Raw genomic sequence first — 16,325 nt, 5'->3', positions numbered from 1 at the left:
TGCTACATTCCATCACAACGGACAATGGTGCCGAGTTTATGGCTTTTTCTTCCATCGAAAGGGCACTCAAAATTCCCGTTTTCTTTGCAAAACCCTATTGCTCAACCGACAAACCACACATAGAACATCTAAACAAACTAATAAGACAATATATACCGAAAGGAACCTCTTTCTCCGAAATATCGAAACTACAAATCAAAACAATACAAAGCCTGCTAAACAACAGACCCAGAAAAAAGCTAAACTTTCAATCTCCTATAGAAGCCCTTGACGTATATTTGCAACAACGTTGCACTTGACTCTGGAATCTGCATGGTACAAAAACAAAAATCGGGCTTACAAAAAAACAGAATATTTATACTATCTTTGTGTGAATATATACTCCTTAAATAGAGGTAATAATGAATACAAACAAAGTTCTCTTTATTACGGGCATTGATACAGGAATAGGCAAAACATATGCAACTGCCTTTTTGATAAAAACGATGCAACAGAGGGGTATGCGCATAATAAGCCAGAAACCGATTCAAACTGGCTGTACGGGAAGGAGCGAAGATTTAGAGGTACACGACAAAACTCTTCTCTTTTCCTCCGCGCACGAAAGAGAATTGGCAGAGCCTCATAGGTGCAGTTATCTTTTTCCTTTCCCAGCTTCACCTCACCTGTCGGCACAGATGGCAGGTGTGGATATAGAGGTAGAAAAAATTGATCAAGCGACGTGCGCCCTTATGGGTATGGGGTATGACAAAATCCTCATAGAGGGTGCAGGCGGGTTAATGGTGCCAATGACTCGCAATCTATTAACTATAGACTACATCGCCCAAAGGGGTTACCCCGTTGCCCTGGTTTCCTCGGGACGTTTGGGGAGCATCAACCACTCGTTACTCAGTATAGAAGCCCTAAGAAACAGAGGCATTGACTTAGAGATATTCATATATAATAAATACCCTTGCGAAGGGGAAATATGTACTCCTATAGAAACAGACACAGAAGAGTATCTAAAAGAGTATCTACATAAGCATAGCCCCCAAACAGAGTGGATAGAACTAAGCTCTCTTGAGTTATAATCTACCCAACCGATTTTATTTCTGACAAAATTCAAAAGATCGAATAGTACATATAGTAGGGATATTATTTAATTCTACTTTTCTATGGAACCGATGAAGAATAACGCCAATGAGGTAGTACACCTAACACCAGAGGAAGAAAACCGCATGATTATGGAGCAGTACAATGCCCTAATCGATGCCTACCTAAGGTCTAAGCACCGTAGAAAAGTAGAGCGTATCGAAAAGGCTTTTCTTCTGGCACGTAAAGCTCACGAAGGCGTAAGGAGAAAAAGTGGTATCCCCTACATAACTCATCCTTTAGCGGTGGCGCAAATCATCTGTTCCGAGATGGGGCTGGGCTCTACCTCTATTGTCTGCGCACTGCTCCACGATGTGGTGGAAGATACAGACTATACGACCGAAGACCTTCGTACTATGTTTGGTGATAAAGTGGCACAAATCGTAGAGGGCTTGACCAAAATCCCATCCGACATGTTTCAAGAGGGGATGAACGTTTCTGCTCAGACCGAGAACTTCCGCAAGCTATTGCTCACGATGAACGAAGATATCCGTGTCATCCTTATCAAGATAGCCGACCGCCTGCACAACATGCGTACGCTGGATGCAATGCCTGTTGCCAAGCAATTAAAAATTGTGGGCGAAACGCTCTATGTATATGCCCCTATCGCCCATCGATTGGGGCTTTTCGCTATAAAGACAGAGCTTGAGGAACTAAGCTTTGCCATAGAACACCCCAAAGAGTACCAAGAAATAAAAGACAAAATCTCTGCCTCGGAAGAAGAGCGCAACCAAATTTTCGAACGCTTTGCACTCCCCCTCAAAGAACGTTTCAAGGCAATGAACATTACCTACGAAATGAAAACGAGGGTCAAGTCTGCCTACTCCATTTGGCACAAGATGCAGGAGAAAAAAATACCCTTCGAAGAGGTATATGATCTCTATGCAGTGCGCATTATATTCGAGAGTAAGCCCGATATCAGCGACAAAGATTTGTGTTGGGATATATATGGGCGCATCACCGACATATACAGAACCAAACCCGAGCGTATACGAGACTGGGTAACGAACCCTAAGAGTAACGGATATAAGGCACTACACACTACAGTAATGGGGCCAGATGGAGAGTGGATAGAAGTGCAGATACGAAGTCGTAAGATGGACGATATCGCTGAACTCGGCTTTGCCGCTCATTGGAAGTATAAGTCTGAAGTTTTTGAGGAAGATTCGGAACTGGAAAAATGGTTGGCTACTATCCGAGAGATATTAGAGAGCCCAACGCCAGACTCTATGGACTTTTTGGATACTTTCAAGCTCAATCTCTACACAGAAGAAATATCGGTCTTTACCCCCCGAGGTAAAATGATATCCCTTCCCCAGAAAGCTACTGCTCTGGACTTTGCCTTTGCCATCCACGGAGAGATAGGGAAACACTGTATAGGAGCGAAGGTAAACCACAGATTAGTTCCCTTCAACTACACTCTACAAAACGGAGATCAGGTCGAAGTCATAACCAGCGAGAAGCAATCTCCCACCCCCGAATGGCTCAACTATGTAACCTCCGCCAAAGCTCGTGCGGTAATTGACGAGGTGCTACGCAAGCGTCGTCGTGAATCTATTGCTTTGGGAGAAAAAGAGGTTGTAGCCCTTTTCCAAAAAGATGGGCAGACTGTGACAACAGCACATCTGGACAAAGTAGCCAACTACTTCAACTTTCACAAAAGAGAAGAGTTCTTCTATGCCGTGGGGAGCAGGTCTATTTCTCTTCCCGACAGTTTTAAGAAACTAATTCAAGAGGGGGACAAGGGCAACTTCTTCACGAGGATATTTCGCTCCTCCAAGAATAACAAAGCAAACGGTAAATCTCTCCAACAAGAAGTTCACACGATAGGAATCAATACTAAGAAGCCTTTCCTATTGGAAGAGTTTAACTTTACCCCCAACTATAGTATCGCTCCCTGCTGTAATCCCGTACTGGGAGATGAAACCATCGGCTTTATAGAAGATGGTAACAAGGTGGTTGTACACAAACGTTCCTGCATCAATGCAACCCGACTAAAGAGTAGTGCAGGTAATCGCATCGTACAAACTCTTTGGGGAGATCACCCCAACTCCCTCTTTGAAGTAACCTTTGAAATCAAGGGGATTGACTCTATCGGCATTCTCAATGCTATTATCCAATACATCAGTGAGGATATAAACATTAGCATTACGGGTATCAACCTTGCCTCGCACAGTGGTGTTTTTGGCGGCACCTTTAAGGTTATGGTACACAATACAGAAGATGTGCGACGCATCTGCGATGGCTTGAAGAAAAATCCATCCATCAACTCAATCACACGCATATAATCGGTTGTAGACTTGCAAAAGAATTATCCAGTAACGGATATAACTAAAAAGGGTATCTCTCCTATATTAAGAAGAGACACCCTATTTTATACCTACGAGAAGGAAAGGAAACTAATCCTACCGAAGTACCAGAAAAACATTATAGGCAACGAAACAGAGCAATAACACCAACCCCTCTAAACGGAGTATCTTACGTTGCCCAAAACAGATGGTAAAGAGATATAACAATACTACGGCAAGAAGCATCGCAGCGTAGTCCATAAGCGTTATACCCGATATTGTGATTGGTTTTATAACAGCGGTGGTACCTAAGATAAAGAGTAGATTGAAGATATTGCTCCCTACCACGTTACCAATGGCCATATCAACCTGACCCTTACGAGCTGCGACAAGAGAAGTTGCCAACTCGGGTATAGAAGTACCGAGAGCCACTAACGTCAAACCGATTACAGCCTCGCTTACGCCAAGTGCTCGAGCTATATCTGCCGCTCCGTTTGTAAAAAATCTTCCCCCCAAAGCAAGAAAGGTTAGCCCCAATAAAACCATAAGAATAGAAAGCCAGAGCGAATACTGCTTAATCTCTGGAGCATTCTCTTCAGAGGGTTCCTCACGCCTCGCTATAAACATGGTATAGGCCATAAAAAGAATAAAGAAGGAGAGAAGAACAAAACCCTCAGAACGATCTATCATATTGACCGAAGCTCCATTCACAAGGGTATCTAAGCAGAGAATACTGACTACAAGAGTAAGAAGTATTACGACGGGAATTTCTACCCGTGTGGTTGTGGTGGCTACTTTCAAAGGCTTTACCAAAGCCGTAAGCCCCAGTATAGCCAATATGTTGAAGATATTGCTTCCCACTACATTACCCAAAGCTATATCAGACTTTCCTCCTATTGCAGAAGTCAGACTCACGGCCATTTCGGGAGCCGAAGTGCCCATAGCCACCACAGTCAGACCTATAACCAAAGGAGTTACTCGCATTCGCTTAGCTATCGAGGAGGCTCCATCTGTTAAAAGATTAGCCCCATAAAAAATCATTGCAAGCCCTGCAAGAAGAAGTAAAACACTTAACCACATACTCATTTATACTTTCAGCAAATTCTCTCTTTTATATATCCTATTCAAAAAGCCAAGAAGCATAAATGAAACAGAATAGGTTCATTCAAAACGTCTGGAACGAGCCGTCATACAAGCTCCTATAAGACCAGCTTCTTCGCCTAACTCTGCTACAACAATTTCAGTATCACTACTCACCAGATTTAGTGTGTATGTACGTACAACCGTCTCTACAGGAAGCCTCAATATCTCTCCTGTTGCAGCTAAACTTCCACCTATGATAACCAACTCGGGATTGAATATGTTTATCAATCCTGCCAGCTGTCTACCCAATTTGCGCCCAACGGAAGCCAAGACTTCCAAACAGAGCACATCTCCGTGGTTTATAGCCTCAATAATATCAGCAAGGGTCAATTCTTCGCCTTTCAATATACAATTGCTTAGAATCGATGTCTCTCCCGAGCGCACCCTTTCAATAATTTCTCTATGTAGTGCATGCCCTCCGATCTCGGTTTGCATACATCCTTTCTTGCCACACTGGCAGAGAATTTCATTGTCAAATATGCTTATATGACCAAACTCTCCACTAAAACCAGACTTCCCTGTATAGACCTTACCATCAAGTATTATACCTAATCCCAACCCCCAACTGAGGTTAACATAAAGCACATCCTTGGCATTTTTAGAGGCACCAACTCCCTGTGTATATTCTCCGTATGCCAAGCCACGTGTATCATTATCGATGGTTACATAAAAGCCCATCTTTTTACTCAAGATTTCGGCAAGAGAAGACTCTTTCTGCAAATCGGCAAAGAACGTATAACTATACCCTGTCTTTGAATTGATACGACCAGGAAGATTGATATTTATATTGAGAAGATGATCTTTCTCTATATGATGCCGATCTATAAAGTCTAAAACAAGCGAAGAAAGCTCATCCAACTTTTCGGGTTGATTTTGAAACTCAAAGGGAATATCATACTCTGTTTTTAAGATATTCCCCACTATATCCATGTATCCGATATTGAGTTTATTATAGTGTATATAAACCCCTATAAAACCTCCCACTTCTGGATGCAATCCATATAAAAAAGGGTATCTACCTCCATGAGTTTCTAATTTGCCGTAGCTCATTATACATCCCTTCTCCTCCAAGTCAGTAATAAACTTGGTTACCGTAGGAGCACTCAACATCAGGTGATGCGCCAAATCGGTTATTGTAGATGGACCATGCTCAATGCAATAGGCTACTATCTTTCGTTTTGTTTGGCCTACTTTGGTATTAGGGTCTATTTCCCTTATTAGAGCGGACTTTTGTTGTAGTCTATTCATACGTTCATTTGTTATTTTGTTCCCCATGGTTCTTATTCGTCAGGTCCTTTTTATATCTATTGTAATTAGGTTTTTTACGTAGAGAGCTCCTCTTTTTCGCTTCTTTATGCTCTGTCTCTTTTGACCTTTTAGCTACTTTTTTCGCAGAAGAGGATTTTGTAGAAGATTGAGAGCGAGCGGACGGACGTCTCCTCCTTCCCCTCTTTTGCCACGTTTTTGCTCCCTGTTTAGGAGCATATACAGGTACCGAACCCAAGTCCTCGTCTACTGGGAGTTGCACAACAGTATACCCCAAAAAGTGCTCCAAAGAGTAGAAAGCCGACAGGTCTCGCTCCGTTACGAGCGTAAAAGCCGTGCCTCCCTCGGAGTTGCCTCGTGCTGTTCGCCCTATTCTATGGACATAATCCTCTGGATCTTTGGGCATATCATAGTTTACCACCAACTCTATGTCGTCTATATCTATACCTCTGGCCACGATGTCTGTAGCCACAAGGATATCAAAAGCACTCATTTTGAACTGGCGCATTACTTGATCTCGCTCAGCCTGCGTGAGATTGGAGTGCATTTCTGCTACACTTAGCCCTTCTTTCTTTATAGCTTGTGCCAATTGATGCACTTTCAACTTAGAGGAGGCAAAGAGCACAGTTTTGGCACCCTTGGTAACAAACTCTTCGTTGGAAAAAAACTTTTTAAGCACAGCTAATTTCTGCTCCTCATGACAGAGAGAGACATACTGTTTTATCGTCGTAGGTGGTTTTGAGACCGATAGTTCTATACGCACAGGATCTTTCAAAATCATCTCTGCCAAAGAGGCTATCTTCGGTGGCATCGTGGCAGAGAAAAGCACCATTTGACAATCTTTAGGGAGTAAACGACAGATGTTCATAATGTCGTCGTAGAACCCCATATCCAACATTCTATCGGCTTCATCGATAACAAAATAAGCTGTTTTGGAAATATCGGCCATATTGAGATTGAGCATTGATATAAGTCGCCCTGGAGTAGCTACAACAATATCGGTACCTTTCTCCAAACTTCTTTGCGTCTGTGCCCAGACAACCCCGTCTGTGCCTCCATAAATAGCCGTCGATGAAATAGATAGATAGTAGGCGAAACCCTCTATCTGCTGATCTATCTGCTGTGCCAACTCTCTTGTAGGTGCCATTATAACCGCCTTAATAGAATCTTCGTTAAACTCTCCGAGATAAATCCTATTAACAATAGGCAAGAGATACGCTGCCGTTTTTCCTGTACCTGTTTGGGCGCAACCCAGAAGATCTCTTCCCGACAGCAAAAATGGAATAGCTGCTTCTTGTATAGGCGTTGGGGTAATAAAATTCATCGCCTCAAGACCATCTAATACAGCATCTTCTAAATCAAACTCAAAAAAATCCATTCTGCACCCATATTAACTTCGCAAAGGTATATACTTTATCAAGATTATCCAACAATATTAAGATGCTTTTAGTATAAAAAGAAGGAATATCACATACTACAAGCAATTATACACTTTCTATTCTCCCCAATAAAATTTCCCACACTCTTTTTTGCAAAAAAGGATTTTTGGTAACATATATAGAAAAGACAGGGTTATACAATCTCTCATAAAAAGTACGATAGAAATAACATTAAAAAAAACGAAAAAGAATATTTAAGAACAGAGAAGATAAATCAATTTATTGAAGAAAGAAGGCAAGAACTCAAGTGAGAACAACAAAATGGTATGCAAGCATTCTTATCATGCCACAGCCTCCTCAAAAGGACTATAAAATAAATTGTAATTTTATGCGCATGAAAAAAGCTTCTATCGGCAAACTAAAGCAAAAAATAGCTACAAAAGTGAGCAAATCGAGTAATACCCGATTAAAACTTGCCATTATAGCTATCCTACACCTCCTGCACAAAAGATACATCGGAGTATATATTGATCCTGTTTTAGCCTGCAATCTTCGATGTAAGATGTGTTATTTCAGCGATTCCCAAAAAGTAAAAGAGATGAAAGGTAGCCTCAGCAGAGAGGAGATAGAGGCTCTGGCACACTCGCTCTTTGACCACGCTCTGCGACTACAAATAGGCTGTGGTGCCGAACCAACTCTCAGTAAAGAGACACTGCATCTAATAGAACTGGGCAAGACGCACCAAGTACCCTTTATATCCTTAATAACTAATGGTAACCTGCTTTCATACGAAGATGTCGAGAATTACGCCCGAGCAGGACTAAACGAACTAACCCTATCTCTGCACGGTACAACCCGTGACACCTACGAATACCTTATGGAGCGGGGGAGCTTCGATAAATTCATCCACCTTTTGGAGCATGCCCACAAGGTAAAAAAGCTCTACCCCTCTCTACAAATACGTATTAACTATACGCTCAATGAGGATAATCTGGCCGACCTGGCACTATTACCTCAACTTATCGCTCCCTATGCCATCGACAAAGTACAAATAAGACCTGTACAGAAAATAGGCGACTCTGCCTATAGTAACTTCTCGATGAAGCAACTAATAGACAACTACGAAACAATTATTATCCCCGTACAAGAGCAACTTACCAACAGAGGTATAACGCTACTATGCCCCTCTAAAAAGAAGATGTCAATAACCCAACGCCCTCCGCGCAAGTTAGATATGCTCTTTGAAGAGTTTACCTATTATTATCTTTCGCCCAAAAGTTTGGACAAAGCAGATATTGACTTCAGAACGACCCCTTTCTCCACCTATGCCTCTCAAAAAAAAGTATTGCTACAGATCGTTAAGGCTATTGCTACGCCCAACAATAAGTATCAGGAAAAAGGAGCTTACACCACCAAAAAGCTAAACTATTAGAAGACACAAAGGAATTGAAAGGTTTAGCCTTGCGGAGTAAATAGCTCCGAGACTTTACTCAAAAGATTTTCTCCGCAAAAACCGATAAAAAAAACGACGAGAAGTTATGTTTTCGGCTTCAAAGTAGCAGTAAAGCTTCTAATTAAAACACTATCGATCAATGAGTTATAGCACAAAGCAGGCTTAACTTATGGGGGACAAACCCTCTTCTGGAAGGTAACATCCGATTATTTACGAGAAAAATATTGCTCAATTCGATAAGTTTACCTACCTTTGCAGTCGCAAACTCACAGAGGGAGTATGCTTTTGGTCTTGTCTCATGGTGTAATGGTAGCACAACAGGTTTTGGTTCTGTTTGTCAAGGTTCGAATCCTTGTGAGACAACTCTTATTGAGAAGGAGGAGCAATACGATTGCTTCTCCTTTTTTTTTGTATACATGAACAATCTGTTACCTCTATTTTTTCTTAGACAATAGCTATTACTATTCACTCTAAGAGGAAACTACTTCACAGAAATACCTCCAAAAAAGAGAAAGAGGCTCGAGGAGGTACCGAAGATTATAGTAACTTTGAGAAAAGAAACAATGGAACAGAAAAATAATTACCAGCCATTATTAACCGTTGAGCGATACCACGACATCAGCATGGGTCACAGAGTGGTTGGGCACGAGCATAAATGTCGCCACCTGCACGGTCACAACTACCGTATCCATTTCGTATGTTCGGCACAACAGGTAGACTCTTTAGGAAGAATCATCGACTTTGGAATAATCAAGTCTTTACTCTGCGAGTGGCTAGAAGAGCATTGGGACCATCGGATGATGCTATGGAATGAAGATCCTCTACTCACCTCTCTTTTAGAGGTTGTACCCGATGATATTGTGATAGTACCCTTTAACCCTACGGCAGAGGCAATAGCTACCTACCTTGTAGAGGAAGTAGCCCCCCAACTTTTACAGGGCACGGAAGTCTCTCTTATAGCTTGCCGTGTAGAGGAAACAGCTAAATGCAGTGCCTCTTACCATCGCTTACCACAATTATGAAACTACTCATCAATGAGATCTTTTACTCTCTACAAGGGGAGGGAGCGCAGATGGGGTTTCCGATGATATTTATCCGTTTTTCCATGTGTAACCTTCGTTGCTCCTATTGCGATACAGACTTTAAGGAGTATACAGAGATGACGCTCGAGGAACTCTATCAAGCTATCTCTTCATACCCTGCACGCAATATCCTGTGGACAGGAGGAGAACCTACACTTTCGCTTACCGAAGAAATTGTAGAGTACTTTCACCAAAAAGGATACCGACAAAGCATCGAGACGAATGGCACTCATCCCGTCCCGCAAAACTTAGACTATATTACGTGCAGTCCTAAGCCCGAAGCCTTTCATTTGTTACGAAAAAACTTTCCTAATGGTGTGAGTGAATGGCGCTTCCCCTTTGGACCAGAAACTCCTCTTCCTCCCAATATCGAGGAGTTACCCAAGGCACTAAACTACTTTCTTAGCCCTATTTTCTCTCCCGAAGAGGGTACAATAACGCCTTACCCTATTGCGTTGAATGCTTGCATAGACTATATCAAAGAGCATCCCGAATGGAGGTTAAGCATACAACTACACAAACTTATCGGAATACAATAAAGCACAGTACAGTCATGAGCTATAAAACTCTCTTGCCTTTAGCACTGCTACTACTTCTCCTACCTGCGTGCAGAGCCATGAAGATAAAGGAAGCAGAGACGGCCTATCAGGCAGGACGTTATACTCAGGCGGCTGGTTTATACGACAAGCTCTACCGAAGTACCTCCCGAAAGGATATTGAGAAGAAAGCTTTTTTTGCTTTCAAAGCAGCCGAAAACTACCGACTGGCACGCAATATACAACGGGCTCAAAGTGCCTATCTTGCGGCACGCAATTATCAGTATCCCGACACTATTTTACAGTTGCGCATCGCTCAGATGCAGCAAATCACGGCACAAAATAGAGATTGGAGTAAGGGATTTCAAGAGTATCTTTCCCTTGTCCCCAACGATTACTTTGCCTTGTTGGGAGTAGAAAGCTTCGCTCAAATACAAAAATTGAGAGACAATCCCTACCGTCTTCATGTACGACTCGCTAGGGAACTGAACTCCTCAAAGAGCGATTTTGGCGGAGCTTTTACCCCAGACGGAAAGAGCTTTTACTTTTCCTCTGCCCGTAATCGCAACCCCGAGCTCGAGAATAGTCCTGTCACTGGAGAGAAGCCCAACGACCTTTACTATATAGCCCAAGATGCACAGGGTAAATGGTCTAAAGCAGACAGTGTATCAGGAGGAGTGAATACCTTTGCAGACGAGGGAATGCCCTGCATAACACCTGACGGTGCAAGCCTCTACTACACCTATGCCGAGAGCGATGAGCTTTACGACAGAACAGCTAAGATTTTTCGCTCTTCCAAGAGTGGCGAAGGGGGATGGAGCCAAGGAAGCGAAATAAAAATATGGGAAGACTCGCTCAAAATGGCTGCTCACCCAACCGTTTCTAGCTCTGGGAAAACACTCTATTTCGTCAGTGAGGGAGGGTACGGAGGTAAAGATATTTACACTATACCTGTCGAGGAGATAGGTTCTTCTACCCCAACCAACATGGGAGAGAGCATAAATACCAGAGGGGATGAGATAAGCCCTTTCATGGTAGGAGACAGTACGCTTTACTTTGCTTCTAATGGGCGTATCGGTTTGGGAGGATATGATATTTACAAAGCCGAACTGCAATCCTCTGGAGAGTGGCAAGTACATCACCTCGGCTCACCTATCAATTCTGCCCAAGACGACTATGGGATTGTCTTTAATCCTGTACCAGCCAAAGAGTTTTTGGCAGAGGGCTATTTCTCTTCTTCTCGTAGCGATGCTCGAGGCTATCCGCATCTTTTCAGCTTTAAACAGTATGCTATAGTAACCCGATTAGAAGGTTACGTCTATGACCGAGAGGAATATCCCATATCAGGGGCCATTCTCCGCATTGTCAGCGAACACAGCCCAGAAGATCCTATGATGGTCTCTTCAAAGGAAGATGGTTACTACTCTATTGATTTGGAAGGAGAAACCAACTATATAATTCTTGCAGGGGCTCCTAACTATCTCAACCAATATGCTCAGTTCAGAACAGATCCTGCAACAGAAGATGCAACCTATCAAGTAGATTTTCAGCTCGCTTCGCGCATTCGCTCCGAAGTTTTTCAAGATATATATTATGAATTTGACAAAGCCACACTAAGAGAAGAGAGCCTTCGTGACTTAGAGGCTATGGTCAAGATACTCAAGGAAAACCCCGATGTGTCGGTAGAAATCTCTTCTCATGCCGACCGTAAGGGAAGTGATGCTTATAACCTTGCGCTCTCCAATAGAAGGGCTCAGTCGGTAATCGACTATCTCTCCTCTCAAGGCATTGCGCTGACACGCCTACGCCCACAGGGATATGGAAAAAGTCGTCCTCGTGTAATAACTGCCAAGCTACACACTCTCTATCCAGAACTTCCCGAGGGAACAAACCTCGATGAAGCGTTTATCTTACAACAAACAGAGGAAATGCAAGCCATTTGTGATCAACTCAACCGAAGAACTGAGTTTACTGTAATAGAGTAACTTGCCTGCCATGCAATACACCCCATTAGAGATAAACGGAGTATGGCTATTAACGCCACAAGTATATGGAGACTCCCGAGGCTATTTTACAGAAACTCTCCGTTACGAAGAGTTCCACTCAAGAGTCTCTTCCACTCCTTTCATTCAAGAGAACGAATCGGCCTCTCGGCGTGGAGTGTTACGAGGGTTACACCTACAAATTTCGCATCCTCAAGCCAAGTTGGTACGTTGCATCTACGGTACTATTGTAGATGTAGCAGTAGACCTCCGTCCCGAATCATCCCATTTTGGACAACATATTATCCGCAAGCTTGATGACATTAAAAAGGAGCAACTATACATTCCTCGAGGTTTTGCGCATGGTTTCCTCGTTCTTAGTGAGTGGGCTATCTTCTCTTATAAAGTAGATAACCGCTACGCTCCCGAGAGCGAGTGTTCCCTATCTCCTTTTGATGCGGCTTTGGGAATCGCTTGGGAAAACTACGGAATACCCTTGGAAGAGATACTACAATCGGATAAAGATCTCAGAGGTATATCTCTCGACGAATACAAACAGAAATATCTATGAAAATATTTTCATTCGTCTTTCATCAAAAGGAACTGCTCTACTACTATTATAAAGGAGAGGCTCTGCTCCGCCCCAACTATCCTTTTTTCCTTCCTAATATTAAGGAACCTTACGTAGCCTATCCAGCTCTTGCTCTTAAGATAGGACGCACAGGAAAAGAGGTGGCGCATCGTTTTGCCGAGCGATATATACAATCTATAGGTGTGGGCTTTGATATCATAGCTCCTGATATATTGGAAACAAAAAAAAGGGATTCCCTACCATGGGAAGAGGCGGTAGCTTTTGAATATGCCTCTATTGCTGATGGATTTCTGCCCTCCACAACTATCCCCAAAACTTTCACACTACACTACGCTCAAGATAGAGAGCATGCACCCATTCTCTGCAGTAGTATCTCGGAAGAGATGGTACGCCATACAGTAGAAAAGATGTCCCTCCTCAACATTATCCACATAGGAGATATCCTTTTAGTTCGCAACCAAGAAGACTTACCCTTACCCCTTTGTTTAGAAGAGAAAGTACATATCTCCCTCGAAGGGTATGCCGAGACGAACTGTACGCTAAGGATTAAGTAATAAAAGCTCTAAGGAGCCTCATCGAAACATCTTTTTTATTCATCCCCAAAGTTTACCCTTGCCCCTATGGAGTACCTATTAAGCAGTCAATTTCAACCCACGGGCGATCAGCCCGAAGCGATACAAAGCCTCGTAGAGGGTGTAAAAATGGGGCTTCCCGCACAGACCCTGCTCGGGGTTACAGGCTCGGGAAAGACCTTTACGATAGCTAATGTTATAGCACGCCTTAATAAGCCAACGCTCATCATCAGCCACAATAAAACACTGGCGGCACAACTTTTCGGAGAGTTTAAGACATTCTTTCCAGAAAACGCTGTTGAATATTTTGTCTCCTACTACGATTACTATCAGCCCGAAGCCTATCTGGCAACCACCGACACTTACATAGAGAAAGACATGGCAATCAATGCCGAAATCGATCGGATGCGCCTTAAAACTACAGCTTCTCTCCTATCGGGACGGAGGGATATTATCGTGGTAGCCTCCGTTTCCTGCCTTTACGGTATGGCAGACCCACGTGCCTATTCGGAGCGTATCATTACTCTTTATCAGGGACAACAAATAGGTCGGGACAGACTTATGCGCCTGCTGGCAGAGGCACACTATGTGAATAACAAGGCAGAGTTTACAAGTGGCACTTTCCGCGTGAAAGGGGATACCATCGATGTCTTCCCCGCTGTCGAAGGATACGACGGGATAGCCTACCGCATAGAGTTATGGGACGACGAGATAAGCGATATAACTCTCATTAACCCTATTACAGGAGAACGACAAGGAAACTTAGAGACCCTCAACATACACCCTGCTAATCTCTTCGTCACGACCAAGGAGCAGACCAAGATAGCCCTTGCCGAAATCGAGCGAGATCTCTCGCATCGCGTTAAGGAATTGGAGGATATGGGCAAGCACTACGAAGCGCAGAGATTATGGGAGCGTGTGCGTTACGATGTGGAAATGATTCGCGAAGTCGGCTATTGCAGTGGTATTGAAAACTACTCTCGCTATTTCGACGGACGAGAAGAGGGAGCACGTCCTTTCTGCCTCTTCGACTACTTTCCCGAGGATTTTCTGCTGGTCATTGACGAAAGCCACGTTACGATTCCCCAGATACGAGCTATGTATGGAGGCGACAGGGCACGCAAGACCTCTCTCGTAGAGTACGGTTTTCGCCTTCCTGCTGCTATGGACAATCGTCCTCTCACTTTCGACGAGTTCAACGACCTAACCCCCATCTCCATTTATATCAGTGCTACACCAGCCGAATATGAATTGGAGAAAAGCCAAGGAGTAATCGTACAGCAAATAATCCGTCCGACGGGACTTCCCGATCCCATCATCGAGGTGCGCCCAATAGAACATCAGATTGATGATTTACTCGAGGAAATTCATAAAAGAAGAGAGAAGCATCAGCGGGTTTTAGTGACAACTCTTACCAAACGCATGGCAGAGGAATTGAGTGAATACCTGCAAAGGGTAGGAGTTGCGACTGCCTACATACACAGCGATGTAGACACTTTAGACCGCATCCGCATACTGGACGAGTTACGCAGCGGTGTCTTTGATGTACTGGTCGGAGTCAATTTGCTCCGTGAGGGATTAGACCTTCCCGAAGTATCGTTAGTCGCCGTGCTTGACGCCGATAAAGAGGGTTTTCTGCGCTCACATCGCTCACTGACCCAAACAGCAGGGAGAGCTGCACGCAACTTAGAGGGAATGGTTATCTTCTATGCCGACAAGATAACCGAGAGCATGCGCCTTACCATCGAAGAGACGGCAGAGCGACGTACCAAACAGCTCGCCTACAATAAGAAACACAATATTATACCTCGTCAAGTACAAAAAGGAGGTGTCAGTCTGGTGAAAGGTAAAGAAAATACTTTCGCCCCCGTCCTGCCCAATGCCTATATAGAACCGATCGGAACAGAAAGAACTCAAGACCCCATTACGCAACAACTAAGCCGTCGAGACTTAGAACGACTTCTCGAAGCCACTCGACAAAGAATGTATGCCGCGGCAAAGGAACTCGACTTTATGGAGGCAGCCCGACTACGAGACGAGGCAAACGCCCTCCAGAAACGACTCGAGGGAGAGACAAAATAACCTCTCTACAACGGCTCAAAAATAAAAAGAGGGCTGTGGCGAATTCAGTTTTGCCGCAGCCCTCTCTTTTCTCTTTAGGATTTTACTTACTTCTTAAACACTTTCACGCCATCTACGATGTAGACCCCAGAAGGCAGTTGCTCAAACGGGATATTGAGTTTAATACCAAGTAGGTTGTATATGCCACGATAAGCAGGCTCTTCCAGGCTAATGCGTTCAATAGCATCTGGGTCGCTGGGCTTTATGTCAATCTTACTTTTGATGATATTGCCATCGGCATCACATACGGCATGCTTACTTTCGTTAAATGCCGCCCCTACTGGCTGGGTGATTTTACAGCCCTCGAGCGTAAGCGATGCCAAGTCGCAGATGGAGCCCTTGCTCCCTTCTGCAGTTACCGTTGCATTCTTGATGGTAAGATGCTCCCCGTTCTCTCCATTATATCCAGCTATGCCATATTCTCCTTTGGCTTCCACACGACAGCCATCAATAGTAAGAGAGAGAGAAAATTGGAGGTAAATAGCACAATCAGTAGATGATGCTGTAGAAAGCGTTCCTCCGCCCGTAATAGTTGTATTTTCTCTTAAAGAAATAGCAGCTTTTGCAGTAGAAAGATTACATGTCCCTCTGACTACAATCGTAAGATTTTCTACACTTGATTCGATGCCGCTTCTATCATCTCCTACCTCAATCCTTGCATCCTCCAGGGTGAGGGTCTTAGTGTCTGGATTATACTCGACTGTTCCGCTAACGCCATCAATAACGGAAAGGTCGTCGCAATTCTCTGACGTTACTTGCACCCCTGCTATCTTGATGTATTCG

The 16,325-nt window shown here is 43.6% G+C and carries 14 protein-coding genes and 1 tRNA gene; 11 read left to right on the top strand and 4 right to left on the bottom strand.

Features of this window, described 5'->3' with window-relative positions:
• From B5D06_RS08505 to B5D06_RS08495, 3 genes are all read left to right on the top strand, one after another.
• On the top strand, window positions 1-299 hold a 299-nt coding region (locus B5D06_RS08505), incomplete at its 5' end, for an IS30 family transposase (protein WP_143742540.1).
• Between the two features lie 102 nt (window positions 300-401).
• Window positions 402-1,067, top strand: a complete 666-nt coding sequence (bioD, locus tag B5D06_RS08500) for a dethiobiotin synthase (protein ID WP_078737560.1) — start codon at window positions 402-404, stop codon at window positions 1,065-1,067.
• Between the two features lie 84 nt (window positions 1,068-1,151).
• Window positions 1,152-3,416, top strand: a complete 2,265-nt coding sequence (locus tag B5D06_RS08495) for a RelA/SpoT family protein (RefSeq protein ID WP_078737559.1) — start codon at window positions 1,152-1,154, stop codon at window positions 3,414-3,416.
• Between the two features lie 117 nt (window positions 3,417-3,533).
• Here the strand turns inward: B5D06_RS08495 and B5D06_RS08490 are convergent, their stop codons facing one another.
• The 3 genes from B5D06_RS08490 to B5D06_RS08480 form a co-directional block, all read right to left on the bottom strand.
• Window positions 3,534-4,496: a calcium/sodium antiporter gene (locus tag B5D06_RS08490; protein ID WP_078737564.1), complete on the bottom strand. Its 963-nt coding sequence runs from the start codon at window positions 4,494-4,496 to the stop codon at window positions 3,534-3,536.
• 81 nt (window positions 4,497-4,577) lie between these two features.
• The gene (locus B5D06_RS08485; protein ID WP_078737563.1) at window positions 4,578-5,807 is read right to left on the bottom strand and encodes an ROK family transcriptional regulator; all 1,230 of its coding nucleotides are present in this window, start codon (window positions 5,805-5,807) and stop codon (window positions 4,578-4,580) included.
• Window positions 5,808-5,811: 4 nt separating this feature from the next.
• Entirely contained in the window at window positions 5,812-7,203 is a 1,392-nt protein-coding gene (locus B5D06_RS08480) for a DEAD/DEAH box helicase (RefSeq protein ID WP_078737558.1), read from the bottom strand.
• Window positions 7,204-7,592: 389 nt separating this feature from the next.
• Between B5D06_RS08480 and B5D06_RS08475 the strand changes: the two genes are divergently transcribed.
• The 8 genes from B5D06_RS08475 to uvrB all read left to right on the top strand — a co-directional run bounded on the left by B5D06_RS08475 (window position 7,593) and on the right by uvrB (window position 15,503).
• Window positions 7,593-8,636 carry a radical SAM protein gene (locus tag B5D06_RS08475; protein WP_234989585.1) on the top strand — a complete coding sequence of 348 codons (1,044 nt, stop codon included), beginning with the start codon at window positions 7,593-7,595 and terminating at the stop codon, window positions 8,634-8,636.
• Between the two features lie 313 nt (window positions 8,637-8,949).
• Window positions 8,950-9,020, top strand: a tRNA-Gln gene (locus tag B5D06_RS08470).
• Window positions 9,021-9,220: 200 nt separating this feature from the next.
• Complete coding sequence (locus B5D06_RS08465; protein ID WP_078737557.1) at window positions 9,221-9,679, top strand: 6-pyruvoyl trahydropterin synthase family protein; 459 nt, start codon at window positions 9,221-9,223, stop codon at window positions 9,677-9,679.
• Entirely contained in the window at window positions 9,643-10,278 is a 636-nt protein-coding gene (locus B5D06_RS08460) for a 7-carboxy-7-deazaguanine synthase QueE (RefSeq protein ID WP_078737556.1), read from the top strand. Before B5D06_RS08465 ends, B5D06_RS08460 begins: the two co-directional genes overlap by 37 nt.
• 14 nt (window positions 10,279-10,292) lie before the next feature.
• Window positions 10,293-12,260: a PorE family type IX secretion system protein gene (porE, locus tag B5D06_RS08455; RefSeq protein ID WP_078737555.1), complete on the top strand. Its 1,968-nt coding sequence runs from the start codon at window positions 10,293-10,295 to the stop codon at window positions 12,258-12,260.
• Between the two features lie 10 nt (window positions 12,261-12,270).
• Complete coding sequence (gene rfbC, locus B5D06_RS08450; protein WP_078737554.1) at window positions 12,271-12,828, top strand: dTDP-4-dehydrorhamnose 3,5-epimerase; 558 nt, start codon at window positions 12,271-12,273, stop codon at window positions 12,826-12,828.
• On the top strand, window positions 12,825-13,403 hold the full coding sequence (locus B5D06_RS08445; RefSeq protein WP_078737553.1) for an FAA hydrolase family protein: 579 nt from the start codon (window positions 12,825-12,827) through the stop codon (window positions 13,401-13,403). The genes rfbC and B5D06_RS08445 overlap by 4 nt, the downstream gene beginning before the upstream one ends.
• 66 nt (window positions 13,404-13,469) lie before the next feature.
• Complete coding sequence (uvrB, locus tag B5D06_RS08440; RefSeq protein ID WP_078737552.1) at window positions 13,470-15,503, top strand: excinuclease ABC subunit UvrB; 2,034 nt, start codon at window positions 13,470-13,472, stop codon at window positions 15,501-15,503.
• 86 nt (window positions 15,504-15,589) lie between these two features.
• On the opposite strand, the gene B5D06_RS08970 is transcribed toward uvrB, so the two are convergent.
• Window positions 15,590-16,325, bottom strand: a 736-nt coding sequence (locus tag B5D06_RS08970; RefSeq protein ID WP_078737551.1) for a hypothetical protein, incomplete at its 5' end; no start/stop codon positions are given.

Origin of the sequence: Porphyromonas circumdentaria (assembly GCF_900167105.1) — a bacterium.
GTDB classification, from domain to species: Bacteria; Bacteroidota; Bacteroidia; order Bacteroidales; family Porphyromonadaceae; genus Porphyromonas; species Porphyromonas circumdentaria.
Note: the sequence above shows the minus strand (reverse complement) of the source record. Positions and strands in the feature narration are given on the sequence as shown.

Coding starts and splice junctions, on each gene's coding strand:
- rfbC (WP_078737554.1), top strand. CDS start 12,271: ATGCAATACACCCCATTAGAGATAAACGGAGTATGGCTATTAACGCCA.
- B5D06_RS08485 (WP_078737563.1), bottom strand. CDS start 5,807: ATGAATAGACTACAACAAAAGTCCGCTCTAATAAGGGAAATAGACCCT.
- B5D06_RS08465 (WP_078737557.1), top strand. CDS start 9,221: ATGGAACAGAAAAATAATTACCAGCCATTATTAACCGTTGAGCGATAC.
- porE (WP_078737555.1), top strand. CDS start 10,293: ATGAGCTATAAAACTCTCTTGCCTTTAGCACTGCTACTACTTCTCCTA.
- B5D06_RS08495 (WP_078737559.1), top strand. CDS start 1,152: ATGGAACCGATGAAGAATAACGCCAATGAGGTAGTACACCTAACACCA.
- B5D06_RS08480 (WP_078737558.1), bottom strand. CDS start 7,203: ATGGATTTTTTTGAGTTTGATTTAGAAGATGCTGTATTAGATGGTCTT.
- B5D06_RS08475 (WP_234989585.1), top strand. CDS start 7,593: ATGCGCATGAAAAAAGCTTCTATCGGCAAACTAAAGCAAAAAATAGCT.
- B5D06_RS08490 (WP_078737564.1), bottom strand. CDS start 4,496: ATGTGGTTAAGTGTTTTACTTCTTCTTGCAGGGCTTGCAATGATTTTT.
- B5D06_RS08445 (WP_078737553.1), top strand. CDS start 12,825: ATGAAAATATTTTCATTCGTCTTTCATCAAAAGGAACTGCTCTACTAC.
- bioD (WP_078737560.1), top strand. CDS start 402: ATGAATACAAACAAAGTTCTCTTTATTACGGGCATTGATACAGGAATA.
- uvrB (WP_078737552.1), top strand. CDS start 13,470: ATGGAGTACCTATTAAGCAGTCAATTTCAACCCACGGGCGATCAGCCC.
- B5D06_RS08460 (WP_078737556.1), top strand. CDS start 9,643: ATGCAGTGCCTCTTACCATCGCTTACCACAATTATGAAACTACTCATC.